The organism is Enterobacter sp. 237C8 (assembly GCF_034106865.1).
Classification (GTDB): domain Bacteria; phylum Pseudomonadota; class Gammaproteobacteria; order Enterobacterales; family Enterobacteriaceae; genus Enterobacter; species Enterobacter asburiae_B.
In genome coordinates this window covers 1-17,101 of record NZ_JAWNDF010000002.1, presented here as the reverse complement: position 1 = coordinate 17,101, position 17,101 = coordinate 1, and the positions used below count along the sequence as shown (strand labels likewise).

Here is a 17,101-nt window from a genome sequence, read left to right as displayed (position 1 = left end):
CGTTTTCTGTTTTAGGGTGTAAAAAATGATAAAGCCCGATGGATCACCGGGCCTCAGAAGAGAGCGTTTCAACACGAAGCTGGTCTGGTGCCAGCCCAACGCTGAGAATGACAGGCTGCCACTCCTCGCGTGCGGCGAGCGTCGGAGAGAGCCCTTTGGCAAGCCAGAATCCCCCTACGCCACCCAATGCAGCACCGCACATAGCGGCCACATCGGTACCAAACAGCATCTGAAACAGGCCGCCCATGATAAACAGGCCGACCAGCGGAGAGAGATACACCAGCATAGCGGAGCTGAGCAGGCTGCCTTCCGCGATGCCCAGTTCCACCTTCTGCCCCGCCATCAGCGGCTGTTCGCTTGGCACAGAAATCGTGTGCGATGTTTGTGGCCCGAGCTTATTCAACACGCGGCTGCCGCAGCCGGCGCGGGATGCGCAGCTATTACATGAGGCTTTAACATCGCAGCTCACCAGCGCAATGCCGTTTTGCCAGGAGACAACCGTCGCCCACTCTTTGATCATTGTGCAGCCCTGAATTTAATGCTGTCGGAGATGCGCTTCGCCGTCTGCGGAGGGAGTTCTCCCACAATGGTGATCTCTGCGTTATCGCGTACCGTTGTACTCACCGTACGGCGCCCGGTACGCAGCATTTGTTCAGCGCTGTTTGCCGTTGCGCGATTAATATTCACCGAGAAGCTGAACAAACCATCCGAATAGAGGCGCGATTCTACCGGCGTTTCAATCGTTGGCAGCTGACGACGGCTGCTGGACACTTCGCTAAACCCTTGCGGGATCCAGGCAGGTACCCAGTTGAAATTAACGGAATCCCCGGCAGGAACAGAAAGCAGCGGTGGCAGGCTGGCTTTAGCCAGATTCTGCATGCTGTTGCCAACCTGATTGTTCACGCTGAAGGAGATAACCCGGAACTGTTCCAGCGTTTCACCGTCACGGTCGAGCAGGTCAACACGCATGGGGAGTTTGGTTTCGGCATCAATCCAGACGATATAGCTGTAGCGCGTTCCGTCCCGGGCAACAACGCGAATTACCTCGCACAGTCTGTCCGCGATGCGGGTACGCCCTACTGATATAAAATCGTAGTAAGGGGCAAGCCGTTTGAAGTCGGTGTAAATGAGTGACGGCAGGGAATCAACGATATAGTCGCCATTCAGCGTGAAAGGCTCCAGGCCTGGCTCGAAATAGCTGATTTCATTACCACGTTGGACCACTTCCCGACGCGGGCCATCCATCTGTAAAAGCTGGGCGAGCGGCTGCTTATCAAGACGGGCATGACGATAGCGTAACGACTCGACGCCCTGCTTATTGATGCTGATAAATGCCAACTCATAATTGAGTGACTGGCTGGCCAGATTCATTTGCTGCAACAACGCCCCGGATGAAACATCAGCCGAGGCGTTGGCAGAGAAGAACAGGCTACCCGCCATCAGAGACATGGCGAACCAAAGTTGCTTCATTACTGCGATTGCGTTCCTAAAGTTTGGTTTCCGGGCACCTGCACAGCAGCTTGCTGTGTCTGCGCCTGCTCAAACTGAAGCTGTTCAGAGTGCAGACGACGCTGCAACTCGTAATCCTGCAACATCGCATTAATGCGACGGCGCTGCTCCTGAACCTGCTGTTGCTGGCCGCCGCTGGCGGATGCATCAGCCGGTACGCCCAGGCTTACCGGGCTGGCTTTGCCCATCATCGGCAGTGTGTTAAACACTGGCGCTTCTGGCTGCTGATTAGTTTCAGACTGAGTATTATAGTGCTGGACGCCAACAATAACTGCAAGCGATACGCATGCTGCCACACCCATTTGGGTAAGCTGGCTGGCCCACGGACGCACCTTTTGCCAGAACGGCATTTTCTGCCATTGGTGAGGCGCGGGTTGAGCTTCAGGAATCAGCGGAGTGGTCTGATGAACAGGCTCATTCTCAATCGCCGCCATGACGCGGGCTGAGATATCGAAATGGAGAACCTCGCCGGTGTCACCGCGAAGGGTGTCACGGATGAGATGGTAACTCTCCCAGGTCTCTTGCATTTCGGGTGAATGAGACAGCTCGTTGAGCAGCTCACTATCCACCGTTTCACCATCCATTAAAGCGGAAAGTTTTTCTTTCTGCATGCCTAATACCTTTTCCAGTATCCCGCTATCGTCAACGCCTGATAAGCGGTTGAACTTTATTATCAATAGCTTCTCGCGCACGGAAAATTCGTGAACGTACCGTGCCGACCGGACAATCCATGATAGCGGCTATCTCTTCATAGCTCAGACCATCCAGCTCCCGTAACGTAATTGCCATACGTAAATCTTCCGGGAGCGACTCGATCGTGCGAAAAACGATTTGTCTCAGTTCTTCTGACAACATTAAGTTCTCAGGGTTCGAAATTTCTTTCAATGCGCCGCCGCTTTCAAAGTTTTCGGCGTCGATTGCGTCCACATCACTTGAAGGCGGACGACGGCCCTGAGCGACCAGATAATTCTTTGCCGTATTGACCGCAATACGGTACAGCCAGGTATAAAAAGCACTATCTCCCCGGAAAGAATCCAGCGCGCGATAGGCCTTAATAAAAGACTCTTGCACCACATCAGGCACATCGCCTGACGGTACATAGCGGGAAACCAGGCTCGCCACCTTATGCTGGTAGCGGACCACCAGTAGGTTAAAGGCTTTCTGATCTCCCTTCTGGACCCGTTCAACCAGGACCTGGTCCGTTAACTGCTCGCTCATCCGAGGTAATGTCTCCCCAAACCTAAATTCCACGCGTTATCGAAACGCCACTCTAAAAATACCGCACTTTGAGCAAGCACCATTTAGAGTGTCTGATCTTCAATAAGTTCCGTAACGCCTTTGTTTTTGTTCATCGCGCCGCAGACCGTTTATTTTCTCTCATTATAAGTCTGTTCACGATACGCACCACTTTATGACAAGAAACATCTTTTTCCCGCCAGAAGAGTAACGCAACACAGGCTTTATTTCACCACAAAATCTGACGCTAACGATCTGCTTCGCAAAATAATTTCACTCATTTACCCTCCGTTTACCTCCGCTTACGCGTTTAGCCATTGCGACAGCCTCTAAAAAAATACGTGCGATATATCGCATTCAGGTGCTATTCTGACCCAACACTGTTTAGTAAATTAAACAACAATCATGAACACAACACCTGAACTCCATTGTGATGTACTGATCATCGGCAGCGGCGCTGCCGGTCTCTCTCTGGCGCTGCGCCTGGCCGAGCATCAAAACGTTATCGTTCTGAGTAAAGGACCGATAAGTGAAGGTTCCACGTTTTATGCCCAGGGCGGCATTGCCGCCGTGTTTGATGAGACAGACAGCATTGCATCCCACGTCGAGGATACGCTCATTGCCGGAGCAGGGATCGTGGATGCACACGCCGCAGAGTTTGTCGCCAGCAATGCCCGTCACTGCGTTCAGTGGCTCATCGACCAGGGCGTCTTATTCGATACTCAGGTTCAACCCAACGGTGAAGAGAGCTACCACCTGACTCGCGAAGGCGGCCATAGCCACCGCCGCATCCTGCACGCAGCGGATGCCACCGGAAAAGAAGTGGAAACCACGCTGGTCAGTAAAGCGCTGAACCATCCTAATATTCGGGTTCTCGAGCGAAGCAATGCCGTTGACCTGATTATCTCTGACAAGATTGGCCTGCCCGGCACGCGTCGCGTGGTGGGCGCCTGGGTCTGGAACCGAAATAAAGAGAAGGTGGAAACCTGCCGGGCGAAGGCTGTGGTACTGGCGACGGGCGGCGCCTCCAAGGTGTATCAGTACACCACGAACCCTGACATTGCCTCCGGAGACGGTATCGCAATGGCCTGGCGCGCAGGCTGCCGGGTGGCAAACCTCGAGTTTAATCAGTTTCACCCCACCGCCTTGTTCCACCCTCAGGCACGCAACTTCCTGCTGACGGAAGCCCTGCGCGGTGAAGGCGCTTATCTGAAACGCCCTGATGGCTCCCGCTTTATGCCCGACTTTGACGCCCGGGGTGAACTTGCCCCGCGTGACATCGTTGCCCGCGCCATCGATCATGAAATGAAGCGCCTTGGCGTAGACTGCATGTATCTCGATATCAGCCATAAGCCAGCAGAGTTCATTCGCCAGCATTTCCCGATGATTTATGAAAAGCTGCTCAATCTTGGCATTGATTTAACGCGCGACCCGGTGCCCATTGTGCCAGCGGCCCACTATACCTGCGGTGGCGTAATGGTTGACGATCATGGACGTACTGACGTAGACGGTCTGTATGCTATCGGTGAGGTTAGCTATACCGGACTTCACGGCGCGAACCGTATGGCCTCTAACTCGCTGCTTGAGTGTCTGGTGTACGGCTGGTCGGCGGCGGAAGACATCACGAAGCGCATGCCTTACGCCCGCGAGACAGAGCGCCTGCCAGCCTGGGATGAAAGCCGCGTGGATAATCCGGACGAGCTGGTCGTGATCCAGCACAACTGGCATGAACTACGGCTGTTTATGTGGGACTACGTAGGGATTGTGCGCACCACGAAACGCCTGGAACGCGCCTTGCGCCGCATCACCATGCTGCAGCAGGAAATTGATGAGTACTATGCTAATTTCCGCGTATCCAATAATCTGCTTGAGCTGCGCAATCTGGTGCAGGTTGCCGAGCTGATTGTTCGCTGCGCGATGATGCGTAAAGAGAGCCGCGGGCTGCACTATACCCTGGACTACCCGGATCAGCTTGCTGAATCCGGCCCGTCGATACTCGCCCCGCAGGTTTACATAAACAGATAAAACGCCTGGGTCAGGGCAGTGTAATCTTCGGAATAACGCTGGTCTGGCCCACGGATCACCATTCGGTCATTAAAGCATTCACCCTCTTTTGGCGACAGAGCCAGCAGTACGCGGTGCGGCAGTCGACCTTCCGTATCCGAAATATCGGTACGCAGACGTAACGTCCAGCCGATCTCCTGCGCGATACCGATGAACGTGTTGCCGGTACTCTCTGGCAGGACCACACAGAAAAAACCCTCTTCGGAGATCAGTTCTGCCGCGCTGGTGAGCAGCGCTTTATGATCGAGGGAGCCGGTATAACGCGCCTGTTCACGCTCGGGTGTCCCGCACTCAACGCCGGGCTCGTAGTAGGGAGGGTTGCTGACGATCAGATCGTAACGCGCGGTTTGTTCAGGCGCCCAGGCGAGCACGTCTGCGCATTCCACTTTCATTCGGACTGCCCAGGGGGATTCGGCCATATTGTCACTCGCCTGCTCTGCGGCCTGCGCGTCCAGTTCGACGGCATCAATGATGACATGTTCTTCCGTACGCTGCGCCAGCATCAGCGCCACCAGCCCGCTGCCGGTACCGATATCAAGAATACGCTTAACACCTGCGACAGGCGCCCACGCTCCCAGTAAAATACCGTCTGTACCAACCTTCATGGCACAGCGATCGTGAGCGACAAAAAATTGTTTAAACGTAAAACCATCGCGGCGCAGCTGCGCTTTGAGTTGAGACATGTCAGGGCAACCTTCTAAGTGAAACTGGAGTAGCATAGGGGAAAGCGAAGTGGCCGAAAAGCGATATCCATACAAACAGATGAAGATTACAGCCGTAACGTCTATAATCAGCGCCCCACACAGAGGTAGAACATGACTGTAACGACTTTTTCCGAACTTGAACTCGATGAAAGCCTGCTCAATGCACTTGAGAGCAAAGGCTTTACACGCCCGACCGCCATTCAGGCAGCGGCCATTCCGCCTGCGCTTGAGGGCCGCGATGTGCTCGGTTCTGCGCCAACCGGCACGGGGAAGACAGCAGCCTATTTGCTGCCTGTGTTGCAGCATCTGCTCGACTTCCCGCGTAAAAAATCTGGCCCGCCGCGTATTTTGATCCTGACGCCTACGCGCGAACTGGCAATGCAGGTTGCCGATCACGCGCGTGAACTCGCGGCAAATACTCATCTGGATATTGCCACCATCACCGGCGGCGTAGCGTACATGAACCACGCCGAAGTGTTCAGCGAAAACCAGGACATCGTCGTTGCGACGACGGGACGCCTGCTGCAGTACATTAAAGAAGAGAACTTCGACTGCCGCGCGGTTGAAACGCTGATCCTCGACGAAGCCGACCGCATGCTGGACATGGGCTTCGCACAGGATATCGAGCACATTGCAGGGGAAACGCGCTGGCGTAACCAGACGATGCTGTTCTCTGCCACCCTCGAAGGGGAAGCGATCAAAGACTTCGCAGAGCGTCTGCTGGAAGATCCGGTGGAAGTCTCGGCGACGCCGTCCACCCGTGAGCGTAAGAAGATCCACCAGTGGTACTACCGCGCGGACAACCTTGAGCACAAGGTCGAATTGCTGAAACACCTGCTCAAACAGGAAGATGCTCTGCGCACAATCGTATTTGTGCGTAAGCGCGAGCGCGTGCACGAGCTGGCTGAGATGCTGCGTAACGCCGGGATCAACAACTGCTATCTTGAAGGCGAGATGGCGCAGATCAAGCGTACCGAAGGGATTAAGCGTCTGACCGATGGTCGCGTTAACGTGCTGGTTGCGACTGACGTTGCCGCACGCGGGATCGACATCCCGGACGTCAGCCACGTCATTAACTTCGATATGCCGCGCAGCGGAGATACCTACCTGCACCGCATTGGCCGTACCGGCCGCGCGGGCCGCAAAGGGATTGCGATTTCACTGGTCGAAGCGCATGACTACCTGCTGCTGCAGAAAATTGGCCGCTATGTTGATGAGCCGCTGAAAGCGCGCGTTATTGACGAACTCCGCCCGACCACGCGTGCGCCGAGTGAAAAGATGACGGGTAAACCGTCCAAGAAAGCGCTCGCAAAACGTGCTGAGAGAAAAGAGAAAGAAAAAGAGAAACCGCGCGTGAAGCAGCGCCACCGCGATACCAAAAATATTGGTAAGCGCCGTAAGCCAAGCTCTGCCGCACCAGAGACGAAAACTGAAGAGTAAAAAAAGCCGGGGAAATCCCCGGCTTTTTTATTCCCCCCTGCTGAAGCCGTTACAGGCTTTCAGTAAAGGTACGGGCGATAACGTCGCGCTGCTGTTCTGGAGTCAGTGAGTTAAAGCGAACCGCATAGCCGGACACGCGGATAGTCAGCTGTGGGTATTTTTCTGGATGCTCAACGGCATCCATCAGCGTTTCGCGGCGCAGCACGTTTACGTTCAGGTGCTGACCACCTTCCACGCGCACTTCTGGCTGCACTTCCATAGGAACTTCACGGTATTCGATTTCGCCCAGTTTGTTTACCGGTACGATTTCATCTTCAGCAAAACCCGCTTTCGCAACGACGCAGCGCGCTTCGTTCTTCTCGCTGTCCAGCAACCAGAAAGAATTGAGCAGATCGTCATTTGCAGCTTTAGTAATCTGGATACCTGTAATCATGTGTTGCCTCCCTTAGGCTACATTAACTCGTGTCGGCCTCTCGCGGCCAATTGGTAAAACCATTTTTTCTTGTGTGTATATATAACATTCACACCCCGGTGATTTATTGATTTAAATCAACAAAAACACCAACCCCATAAAGAGTGTGGTTTGAATTTATTGTTTTAGATCAATTTCACAACCTTACCAACTCAACTTACCCTGCATCTTTTCAAAATAAATTTAGCCACTTAGCATGTATTTCAGCGCGTAATTTTGCTCACCGGGGTGAAACAGGTAAGCTAGTCAGAGATTGAGATTCGCAGGAGAGCGAGATGACGACACCTTTAACCTGGCATGACGTGCTGGCAGAAGAAAAGCAGCAGCCTTATTTTATCAATACGCTCAGCACCGTTGCCGCTGAGCGTCAGTCCGGACAGACGATTTACCCGCCGCAAAAAGACGTGTTCAACGCCTTTCGCTACACCGAACTGAGCGATGTGAAAGTGGTCATTCTGGGCCAGGATCCCTATCACGGCCCCGGGCAGGCGCATGGGCTGGCGTTTTCCGTTCGTCCGGGCGTGGCTATCCCCCCTTCTCTGCTCAACATGTATAAAGAGCTTGAAGCAACCGTGCCCGGTTTTACCCGGCCAAACCACGGTTACCTGGAAAGCTGGGCGCGCCAGGGCGTGCTGTTGCTGAATACGGTGCTTACCGTACGGGCGGGTCAGGCGCACTCGCACGCCAGTCTGGGCTGGGAGACGTTTACCGATAAAGTCATCAGCCTTATCAACGAGCATCGTGAAGGGGTGGTGTTTTTACTCTGGGGTTCTCACGCGCAGAAGAAAGGGGCGATTATCGATCGTCAGCGTCATCACGTGCTCAAGGCACCGCACCCGTCACCGCTGTCTGCGCATCGCGGTTTCTTTGGCAGTAATCATTTTGTTCTGGCGAATGAATGGCTGGAAAAACGTGGCGAAAAGCCGATTGACTGGATGCCTGTATTACCGGCAGAGAGCGAGTAGTTTGAGTTTGTATGCCCGGCTCACCGGGCATACAAAAAGCATAATGGCTTATGCCTTGTTCTGACGCCACCATTCGGCCAGCAGTACGCCGGTCGCAACGGATACGTTCAGACTTTCCACATTGCCTGTTCCGTCGATAGAGACGCTCAGATCCGCACTGGAGAGCGCCGCGTCAGACAGACCATCACGTTCCTGCCCCAGCACCAGCACCATTTTGCGCGGCAACGTCGCTTTAAACAGCGGCGTACCGGCATGGCTTGAGGTGGTCACGATGGAATAACCCGCTTTACGGAACTGCTCGAGTGCGTCCAGAACGCTGTCGCCGGTGATCGGCTGTACGTGCTCGGCTCCGCCTTCCGCAGTACGGATCGCGGCACCGGATTCCAGCAGCGCGGCATCCTGCAACAGCACGCCTTTCACGCCAAAGTGCGCGCAGCTACGCATCATTGCGCCCAGGTTGTGCGGGTTGCCCACATCTTCCAGGGCCAGCACGCAGTCATCGGCATCCGCCTGGCTGACCCACTGCTGCACGGTCGTGCCGTTACGCTTTTTGATCAGGAAGCAGACGCCGCCGTGGTGTTCAGTGCCGGACGCTTTGGTCAGCTCGGCATCATCAACCACGTGGTAGGCTTTACGGTTCGCGGCCATCCAGCGCAGCGCTTCTTTAAAGCGCGGGGTCACGCTCTGGATAAACCAGGCGCGGACGATACACTCAGGACGGCTCAGGAACAGCGCCTGGCAGGCGTTCTCGCCATACACGCGGGTCTCTTCCGCACGCTGACGGCGCAGCACTTCCGGGTCGATAAAGCTTTTACCGCTGATACCGCCGTGATCGGCTTTTTCCGGCGTCTCATCGCCAGGGGCGCGAGAAACGGTGCGCCACGGGGAGGCGTTATCACGTGAGAAGTCATCACGCGGACGATCGTCGCGTGGACGGTCACTGCGTGGGCGGTCGGAACGCGGACGGTCATCGCGTTTGCGATCGTCACGTTTGCGGTCATCACCGCGGTTATTTCTGTCATCGCGGGCGGGGCGACGGCCACCGTCTGCACGAGAAGACGCCGGACGCCCGCCACCTTTTCCGGTACGCGGATTTTGGGTGCGTTTATCAGAGTCATCATCACTGCGGACATACATCACTTTGACCTTGCCGCTTTTGTTTTTCATTTCGTCGTTCATGCTTTTCTCCACCAGCGCTGCGCGAAGCGCGCAGATTACCCGATGTGCCAGCGCATAGCCATAATTTCGTACAAAAGCCTGTGACTATTGTTCTCATTGAATAAAACGCATTGTTGTTTCAAACAGGCTCATTGATAATATGTAACATATTAGAAACATTATCGGCGTTGTGCCGCTGTCCCACGGCTCTATCAGAGGTTAGTTATGAATACCGTATGTGCCAACTGTCAGGCTCTTAATCGCATTCCGGACGATCGGATGGAAGATGGTGCGAAATGCGGACGTTGTGGCCATGAATTATTTGATGGCGATGTCATTAACGCGACGGGTGCTACGCTGGACAAACTCCTCAAGGACGATCTTCCTGTCGTGATCGATTTCTGGGCGCCATGGTGCGGCCCATGCCGTAGCTTCGCGCCGATTTTCGAAGATGTGGCCGAAGAGCGCAGCGGAAAAATGCGGTTCGTTAAGGTCAATACCGAAGCCGAACCCGAACTGAGCGCACGTTTTCGTATTCGCAGCATCCCGACCATTATGATTTTCAAAAATGGCGAAGTGATCGATATGCTCAACGGTGCGGTTCCAAAAGCACCTTTTGAAAGCTGGTTAAACGAGTCGCTGTAACATTCACGGGGCACGTCTTGTGCCCCGCTCCCGCCTCTGCGAAAATAGCGTTTTTCCTGCATTTCGCCCATGACTGATAACGCCGTTCTTAAATTACGCGCCGAACGCCTTGCGCGCGCCACCCGACCGTTCCTCGCCCGAGGCAACCGTATTCGCCGCTGTCAGCGCTGCCTGCTGCCGCTGAAGGTTTGTCTGTGCGAGACGCTGGCACCGAGTACGGCACAGAGCCGTTTTTGTCTGGTCATGTTCGATACCGAGCCGATGAAACCCAGCAATACGGGGCGTCTTATCGCCGATATTCTGCCGGATACCGCCGCGTTTCAGTGGTCCCGTACAGAGCCGCCTCAGGCCCTGCTCGATTTAGTGACCAGCCCCAACTACCAGCCGATGGTCGTCTTCCCCGCGTCATATGCAGGTGTGGATCGCCAGGTGCTTTCAGCGCCGCCATCCGGTAAACCACCGCTGTTTATCATGCTGGACGGTACCTGGACCGAAGCGCGAAAAATGTTTCGCAAAAGCCCTTATCTCGACGCGCTGCCGGTGATTTCTGTCGATCTTTCCCGCGTCTCCGCCTACCGCCTGCGTGAAGCACATGCTGACGGGCAATACTGCACCGCCGAAGTGGCAATTGCGCTTCTGGATTTAGCGGGAGATACCGCTGCGGCTGGTGCCCTGGGCAACCATTTCTCATGCTTCCGGGAGCGCTATCTGGCGGGAAAAACCGTTCATAAGGGCAGCGTCACAGCGCCCGAGCCAGAAAGCGTTTAAAATCATCAGGTCGCTTGCATTCACAGGAGGCCTGCATGAGCCAGCGAGGGTTAGAAGCGCTACTTCGTCCTAAATCCATTGCCGTTATCGGCGCATCAATGAAACCGGATCGTGCTGGCTATCTGATGATGCGCAATCTGCTGGCCGGGGGATTTAACGGCCCCGTCATGCCCGTCACGCCGTCCTATAAGGCAGTTCAGGGAGTGCTTGCATGGCCTGATGTACAAAGCCTGCCTTTCGTGCCGGATCTTGCCGTACTCTGTACAAACGCGAAGCGCAACCCGGAACTGCTGGAATCACTCGGCAAGAAAGGGTGTAAAACCTGCATAATTCTCTCGTCTCCGCCTGAACAGAAAGCCGAGCTTCTGGCCTGCGCCAGCCGCTATCAAATGCGCATTCTTGGGCCAAACAGTCTGGGCCTGCTCGCCCCCTGGCAGGGGCTGAATGCCAGTTTCTCCCCGGTCCCGATCCGCAAAGGCAAACTGGCGTTTATCTCGCAGTCGGCTGCGGTATCGAACACCATCCTCGACTGGGCGCAGCAGCGTGAAATGGGATTCTCCTACTTCATTGCCCTGGGCGACAGCCTGGATATCGACGTTGATGAGCTACTGGATTTTCTGGCACGTGACGGCAAAACCAGCGCGATCCTGCTTTATCTTGAGCACCTCAGCGACGCGCGTCGTTTTGTCTCGGCTTCGCGAAGCGCTTCGCGTAATAAGCCGATCCTGGTGATCAAAAGCGGACGCAGCCCTGCGGCACAGCGTCTGCTGCATTCTCATTCCGGCATGGATCCCGCCTGGGACGCCGCCATTCAGCGCGCGGGGTTGCTGCGGGTACAGGATACGCACGAGCTTTTTTCCGCCGTTGAGACGTTAAGCCATATGCGCCCGTTGCGCGGTGAGAAGCTAATGATTGTCAGTAACGGTGCGGCCCCTGCCGCGCTCGCGCTGGACGAGCTGTGGCGGCGCTTCGGCAAGCTGGCAACGCTGAGTGAAGAGACGCTGCAGCGCCTGAAAGAAGCGCTTCCGACCAGCGTGACGCCCGGCAATCCGCTTGATTTGCGCGATGACGCCAGCAGCGACCGCTATATCAGGGCGATTTCCATTTTGCTGGATAGCCAGGATTTTGATGCGCTGATGATTATCCACTCCCCCAGCGCGGTCGCGCCGGGCAGTGAAAGCGCGCGCGCGCTCATTGACGCCGTGCGCAACCATCCGCGAGGCAAATACGTTACCCTGCTCACCAACTGGTGCGGCGAGTTTTCCTCTCAGGAGGCGCGGCGCTTGTTCAGCGAGGCCGGGCTGCCAACCTACCGCACGCCGGAAGGCACCATCACCGCATTTATGCATATGGTGGAATATCGCCGCAACCAGAAACAACTGCGTGAGACGCCGGCTTTGCCGGGGAATCTGACGGCGAACACCGTCGACGTTCACCGGCTGTTGCAGCAGGCCATTGAAGAAGGCGCGACCTCGCTTGATACGCATGAGGTCCAGCCCATTCTGGGCAGCTACGGGATGCAAACCCTGCCGACCTGGATCGCCAGCGACAGCGCAGAGGCCGTGCATATAGCCGAACAGATTGGCTATCCGGTGGCCCTGAAGCTGCGTTCCCCGGATATCCCGCATAAGTCTGATGTTCAGGGGGTTATGTTATACCTGCGTACGGCGACTGAGGTGCAGCAGGCAGCTGATGCCATTTTTGATCGGGTCAAAATGGCCTGGCCGCAGGCAAGGATCCACGGATTGCTGGTGCAAAGCATGGCAAACCGCGCAGGGGCTCAGGAATTACGGGTGGTGGTTGAACACGATCCCGTCTTCGGCCCGCTCATCATGCTGGGAGAGGGTGGCGTTGAGTGGCGTCCGGAGGAGCAGGCCGTGGTGGCGCTACCGCCGCTGAACATGAACCTGGCGCGTTATCTGATCATCCAGGCGATCAAAAGTAAAAAGATCCGTGGCCGGAGTGCGCTGCGCCCGCTTGATATTGCCGGGTTAAGTCAGTTCCTGGTGCAGGTGTCTAACCTGATTGTGGATTGTGCCGAAATCCAGCGGCTGGACATTCATCCGCTGCTCGCCTCGGGCAATGAGTTTACGGCGCTGGACGTGACCCTGGATATCGCGCCATTCGAAGGAGACAGAGAGAGCCGTCTGGCGATCCGCCCGTATCCCCTGCAGCTGGAAGAGTGGGTTGAGATGAAGAATGGGGAACGCGCCTTGTTCCGCCCTATTCTGCCGGAAGATGAGCCCCAGCTGCGGGCCTTTATCTCTCAGGTCACGAAAGAGGATCTTTATTATCGCTATTTTAGCGAAATCAACGAATTTACCCATGATGATTTAGCCAATATGACCCAGATCGACTACGATCGAGAAATGGCGTTTGTTGCCGTTCGTCGCTCCGATAAGGGGGATGAGATCCTCGGCGTCACGCGTGCGATTTCTGACCCGGATAACGTCGATGCGGAGTTTGCGGTGCTGGTGCGCTCCGATCTTAAAGGCCTGGGTCTGGGGAGACGGCTGCTGGAAAAACTCATCAGTTATACGCGAGATCACGGATTGTTACGCCTCAATGGCATTACTATGCCTAACAATCGCGGTATGGTGACCCTGGCGCGAAAACTTGGGTTTGACGTTGATATTCAGCTGGACGAAGGTATTGTGGCCTTGTCCCTCAGTCTGACATCAACAGACAAACGCGAGTAAGCTACTGGAAATGTTACCCACTTTGGACGGGACTGATGGTATCATTGTCCGCTTATGTTGTTTGCATGGTACAGACAACCCTTCAATGAACAGAGAAGAAACGCACTGTGATGTTGTCAAAATTTAAGCGTAATAAACATCAACAACACCTTGCTCAACTACCGAAGATTTCTCAGTCAGTTGATGATGTAGAGTTCTTTTACGCTCCCGCTCATTTTCGGGAGACGCTTCTGGAAAAGATTGCCAGCGCCACGCGACGCATTTGCATTGTAGCGCTCTATCTTGAACAGGATGAAGGCGGGCGCGCGATCCTGAACGCGCTCTATGAAGCCAAACGTCAGCGTCCGGAACTTGATGTTCGCGTGCTGGTCGACTGGCATCGCGCTCAGCGTGGCCGTATTGGCGCTGCCGCCTCAAACACCAATGCTGACTGGTATTGCCGCACGGCGCAGGAAAATCCTGGCGTTGATGTGCCTGTTTATGGCGTCCCGGTAAATACCCGTGAAGCGCTCGGCGTCCTTCATTTCAAGGGATTCATCATTGATGACAGCGTGCTTTACAGCGGCGCAAGTCTGAATGATGTTTACCTTCATCAGCTCGATAAATATCGCTACGACCGCTACCATCTGATCCGTAATCCGCAGATGGCCGATATCATGTTTAACTGGGTTGATAAAAATCTGGTCCATGGCCGCGGTGTTAATCGCCTTGACGATCCCGAGCGTCCTAAAAGCCCGGAAATCAAAAACGATGTTCGCGCCTTCCGCCAGGAGCTGCGTGATGCGGTCTATCATTTCCAGGGCGATGTGAACAACGAAGAGTTATCCGTTACCCCGCTGGTAGGGCTCGGTAAATCAAGCCTGCTGAACAAAACGATCTTCCATCTGATGCCGTGCGCGGAGCAGAAACTCACCATCTGTACGCCGTACTTCAACCTTCCTGCCGTGCTGGTGCGTAATATCATTCAGCTGCTGCGCGACGGTAAAAAAGTGGAAATCATCGTTGGTGATAAAACCGCAAACGACTTCTTCATTCCTGAAGATCAGCCGTTCAAAATCATCGGTGCGCTGCCTTATCTCTATGAGATCAACCTGCGCCGTTTCCTGAGCCGTTTACAGTATTACGTAAACACTGACCAGCTGGTTGTGCGTCTCTGGAAAGATGAGGACAACACTTACCATCTGAAAGGAATGTGGGTCGACGATGAGTGGATGCTGCTGACCGGTAATAACCTGAACCCACGCGCGTGGCGACTGGATCTGGAAAACGCTATCCTAATCCATGACCCGCAGCACGAGTTAGCCGCAAAACGTGAACGTGAGCTGGAGCTGATTCGCACGCATACCACTGTGGTTAATCATTACCGCGAACTGCAGAGCATTGCCGATTATCCGGTAAAAGTCCGCAAGCTTATCCGCCGCTTACGTCGTATCCGTATCGACCGACTTATCAGCCGTATTCTGTAATGTCCAGGCCCTGCCACCCGCAGGGCTTTTTTATGGAGCCGTTGATGCGTATTCCTCTGTTACTTAGCGTCCTCTTTCTGACTGGCTGTAGCCATATGGCCAACGATAACTGGTCCGGACAGGATAAAGCCCAGCATTTCCTCGCTTCCGCGATGTTGTCCGCAGCCGGCAATGAATATGCGCAGCATCAGGGATACAGCCGGGATCGTAGCGCGGCGATAGGGTTGATGTTCTCAGTCAGTCTTGGAGCATCAAAAGAACTGTGGGATAGCCGCCCCGCAGGGAGCGGCTGGAGCTGGAAAGATTTCGCCTGGGATGTCGCCGGCGCAACGACCGGCTATGCCGTGTGGCAGATGGCGCGCTATTAAAGTCGAATGCCTTTACCTTTGCGATGCAGCATCAGGGAAACAATAAAGGCCAGTGCGCCCATTATCGTTACGTACCAGAAGAATGTCGTTTCACTTCCCCATGATTTAAGCGACAACGCAACGTACTCCGCCGATCCGCCAAACAACGCATTAGCTACCGCATAAGAGAGCCCTACCCCTAAAGCACGTACCTGCGCCGGGAACATTTCAGCTTTCAGTATTCCGCTGATAGAGGTATAGAAACTGACAATCACCATCGCCAGCATCACCAGCGCAAACGCCGCATACGGCGAAGTCACATGCTGAAGGGCCGACAGAATAGGTACGGTACATAACGCCGACAGGCCGCCGAAAATCAGCATCGACGTACGTCGACCGATTTTATCCGAGAGCGCACCGATAATGGGTTGTATGAGCATAAAGACAAACAGCGCCACGGTCATGACTACGCTGGCGACGTTTGCGTGCATGCCGGTGGTGTTCACCAGGTACTTCTGCATATAGGTGGTGAACGTGTAGAAACTAAGAGAGCCGCCCGCAGTAAAGCCCAGCACCATGAGGAAAGCTTTGCGGTTACGCCATAACCCTTTGAATGTTCCCGCCTCCTTCAGCGTTCTGACTTCCTTCTGAGAGGTTTCATCTAACTGACGGCGCAGCCAAAGTGCGACCACCGCCAGTACTGCGCCCATCGCGAAAGGAATTCGCCATCCCCAGGCGTGAAGTTGTTCGTCCGTCAGAATCTGCTGCAGGATCACTACCACAAGAATGGCCAGCAGTTGACCACCAATCAGCGTGACGTACTGGAATGAGGCGTAAAAACCTTTACGGCCTTCCAGGGCAATCTCACTCATGTAGGTCGCACTGGTACCGTATTCACCCCCTACCGATAATCCCTGGAATAAGCGGGCCAGTAATAGTAGCGCCGGTGCCCAGGTACCAATCGATTCATATCCCGGTAAGCAGGCGATCACCAGAGAACCAAAGCACATCATGCACACCGAGATCAGCATAGAAGCCTTACGGCCGCGACGATCCGCAATGCGGCCAAACAGCCAGCCCCCGATGGGCCGCATTAAAAACCCTGCGGCAAATACCCCCGCCGTTTGTAGCAGCTGCGTTGTAGTGTTGCCGGATGGGAAGAAGATATGTGCGAAGTAGAGTGAACAAAATGAGTAGACGTAAAAGTCGAACCATTCAACCAGATTCCCTGAAGAGGCGCTGACGATTGCCCATACTCTTCTTCGGGTATCACTGCTAGCCAGCGTCCCGTTTGATGTAATGCTTTCTGTCATTGTGATTATGCTCCTGCCATAAACAGCGGCGTATTGAGCCAGGAGACTCAATTACCTCGTAAATGAAATGTTATAATTTTGTTATAAATGACATTGCGACAGGGATCACACATTCCATTAGCAGGATAAGGGATTAAGAGAAAGGCCAAAGAGGGTAAGCACAAAGCAAAAAACCCCGCACCTTACGGTACGGGGTTCTTCTAATTGATGCCTGGCAGTTCCCTACTCTCACATGGGGAGACCCCACACTACCATCGGCGCTACGGCGTTTCACTTCTGAGTTCGGCATGGGGTCAGGTGGGACCACCGCGCTAA

At 54.7% G+C, this 17,101-nt stretch carries 17 protein-coding genes and 1 rRNA gene; 8 read left to right on the top strand and 10 right to left on the bottom strand.

The genetic code is table 11. The annotated features are described in order from the left end of the window. Positions 1-43 precede the first annotated feature (43 nt). The 5 genes from rseC to rseD are packed head-to-tail and all read right to left on the bottom strand — an operon-like array spanning position 44 to position 2,810. Positions 44-520: a SoxR-reducing system protein RseC gene (gene rseC / locus USF70_RS10060; RefSeq protein WP_023308850.1), complete on the bottom strand. Its 477-nt coding sequence runs from the start codon at positions 518-520 to the stop codon at positions 44-46. Beyond that, positions 517-1,470 carry a sigma-E factor regulatory protein RseB gene (gene rseB, locus USF70_RS10055; protein WP_033146239.1) on the bottom strand — a complete coding sequence of 318 codons (954 nt, stop codon included), beginning with the start codon at positions 1,468-1,470 and terminating at the stop codon, positions 517-519. Before rseB ends, rseC begins: the two co-directional genes overlap by 4 nt. After that, complete coding sequence (gene rseA, locus USF70_RS10050) at positions 1,470-2,120, bottom strand: anti-sigma-E factor RseA (protein WP_008502186.1); 651 nt, start codon at positions 2,118-2,120, stop codon at positions 1,470-1,472. The genes rseB and rseA overlap by 1 nt, the downstream gene beginning before the upstream one ends. Positions 2,121-2,151: 31 nt before the next feature. Beyond that, entirely contained in the window at positions 2,152-2,727 is a 576-nt protein-coding gene (gene rpoE, locus USF70_RS10045) for an RNA polymerase sigma factor RpoE (RefSeq protein ID WP_006176728.1), read from the bottom strand. Next, positions 2,724-2,810, bottom strand: coding sequence for a rpoE leader peptide RseD (gene rseD / locus USF70_RS10040; protein ID WP_223862639.1), 87 nt, complete (start codon positions 2,808-2,810; stop codon positions 2,724-2,726). Before rseD ends, rpoE begins: the two co-directional genes overlap by 4 nt. A gap of 340 nt (positions 2,811-3,150) precedes the next feature. On the opposite strand from rseD, the gene nadB reads away from it, so the two are divergent. After that, the gene (nadB, locus tag USF70_RS10035; protein ID WP_033146240.1) at positions 3,151-4,770 is read left to right on the top strand and encodes an L-aspartate oxidase; all 1,620 of its coding nucleotides are present in this window, start codon (positions 3,151-3,153) and stop codon (positions 4,768-4,770) included. Here nadB and trmN read toward each other — a convergent pair. Continuing rightward, positions 4,755-5,492 carry a tRNA(1)(Val) (adenine(37)-N(6))-methyltransferase TrmN gene (gene trmN / locus USF70_RS10030; protein ID WP_033146241.1) on the bottom strand — a complete coding sequence of 246 codons (738 nt, stop codon included), beginning with the start codon at positions 5,490-5,492 and terminating at the stop codon, positions 4,755-4,757. The two genes, nadB and trmN, sit on opposite strands and share 16 nt — an antisense overlap. Positions 5,493-5,624: 132 nt before the next feature. Here trmN and srmB point away from each other — a divergent pair, with 132 nt between their 5' ends. Continuing rightward, a complete protein-coding gene (srmB, locus tag USF70_RS10025; protein ID WP_023308854.1) occupies positions 5,625-6,953 on the top strand; it encodes an ATP-dependent RNA helicase SrmB in 1,329 nt (442 codons plus the stop codon). Positions 6,954-7,002: 49 nt separating this feature from the next. Here srmB and grcA read toward each other — a convergent pair whose 3' ends face one another. Continuing rightward, positions 7,003-7,386, bottom strand: coding sequence for an autonomous glycyl radical cofactor GrcA (gene grcA, locus USF70_RS10020; protein ID WP_029741127.1), 384 nt, complete (start codon positions 7,384-7,386; stop codon positions 7,003-7,005). Between the two features lie 314 nt (positions 7,387-7,700). Here grcA and ung point away from each other — a divergent pair, with 314 nt between their 5' ends. After that, positions 7,701-8,390, top strand: coding sequence for a uracil-DNA glycosylase (gene ung / locus USF70_RS10015; protein ID WP_023308856.1), 690 nt, complete (start codon positions 7,701-7,703; stop codon positions 8,388-8,390). A gap of 48 nt (positions 8,391-8,438) precedes the next feature. On the opposite strand, the gene USF70_RS10010 is transcribed toward ung, so the two are convergent. Continuing rightward, positions 8,439-9,569 carry a tRNA/rRNA methyltransferase gene (locus tag USF70_RS10010; RefSeq protein ID WP_029741125.1) on the bottom strand — a complete coding sequence of 377 codons (1,131 nt, stop codon included), beginning with the start codon at positions 9,567-9,569 and terminating at the stop codon, positions 8,439-8,441. Between the two features lie 204 nt (positions 9,570-9,773). Here USF70_RS10010 and trxC point away from each other — a divergent pair, with 204 nt between their 5' ends. The 5 genes from trxC to USF70_RS09980 all read left to right on the top strand — a co-directional run bounded on the left by trxC (position 9,774) and on the right by USF70_RS09980 (position 15,494). Then, complete coding sequence (gene trxC, locus USF70_RS10005) at positions 9,774-10,193, top strand: thioredoxin TrxC (protein ID WP_023308858.1); 420 nt, start codon at positions 9,774-9,776, stop codon at positions 10,191-10,193. Between the two features lie 69 nt (positions 10,194-10,262). Further along, positions 10,263-10,961, top strand: coding sequence for a tRNA-uridine aminocarboxypropyltransferase (locus USF70_RS10000; protein ID WP_194400113.1), 699 nt, complete (start codon positions 10,263-10,265; stop codon positions 10,959-10,961). Positions 10,962-10,996: 35 nt separating this feature from the next. Continuing rightward, on the top strand, positions 10,997-13,660 hold the full coding sequence (locus USF70_RS09995; RefSeq protein ID WP_033146244.1) for a bifunctional acetate--CoA ligase family protein/GNAT family N-acetyltransferase: 2,664 nt from the start codon (positions 10,997-10,999) through the stop codon (positions 13,658-13,660). 110 nt (positions 13,661-13,770) lie between these two features. Next, complete coding sequence (gene pssA / locus USF70_RS09985; protein ID WP_213788251.1) at positions 13,771-15,126, top strand: CDP-diacylglycerol--serine O-phosphatidyltransferase; 1,356 nt, start codon at positions 13,771-13,773, stop codon at positions 15,124-15,126. 44 nt (positions 15,127-15,170) lie between these two features. After that, entirely contained in the window at positions 15,171-15,494 is a 324-nt protein-coding gene (locus USF70_RS09980) for a YfiM family lipoprotein (RefSeq protein ID WP_033146245.1), read from the top strand. On the opposite strand, the gene USF70_RS09975 is transcribed toward USF70_RS09980, so the two are convergent. Then, entirely contained in the window at positions 15,491-16,786 is a 1,296-nt protein-coding gene (locus USF70_RS09975; RefSeq protein WP_087823121.1) for an MFS transporter, read from the bottom strand. The genes USF70_RS09980 and USF70_RS09975 overlap by 4 nt on opposite strands. A gap of 209 nt (positions 16,787-16,995) precedes the next feature. Continuing rightward, positions 16,996-17,101 (bottom strand): 5S ribosomal RNA (rrf, locus tag USF70_RS09970); the annotation flags it as partial.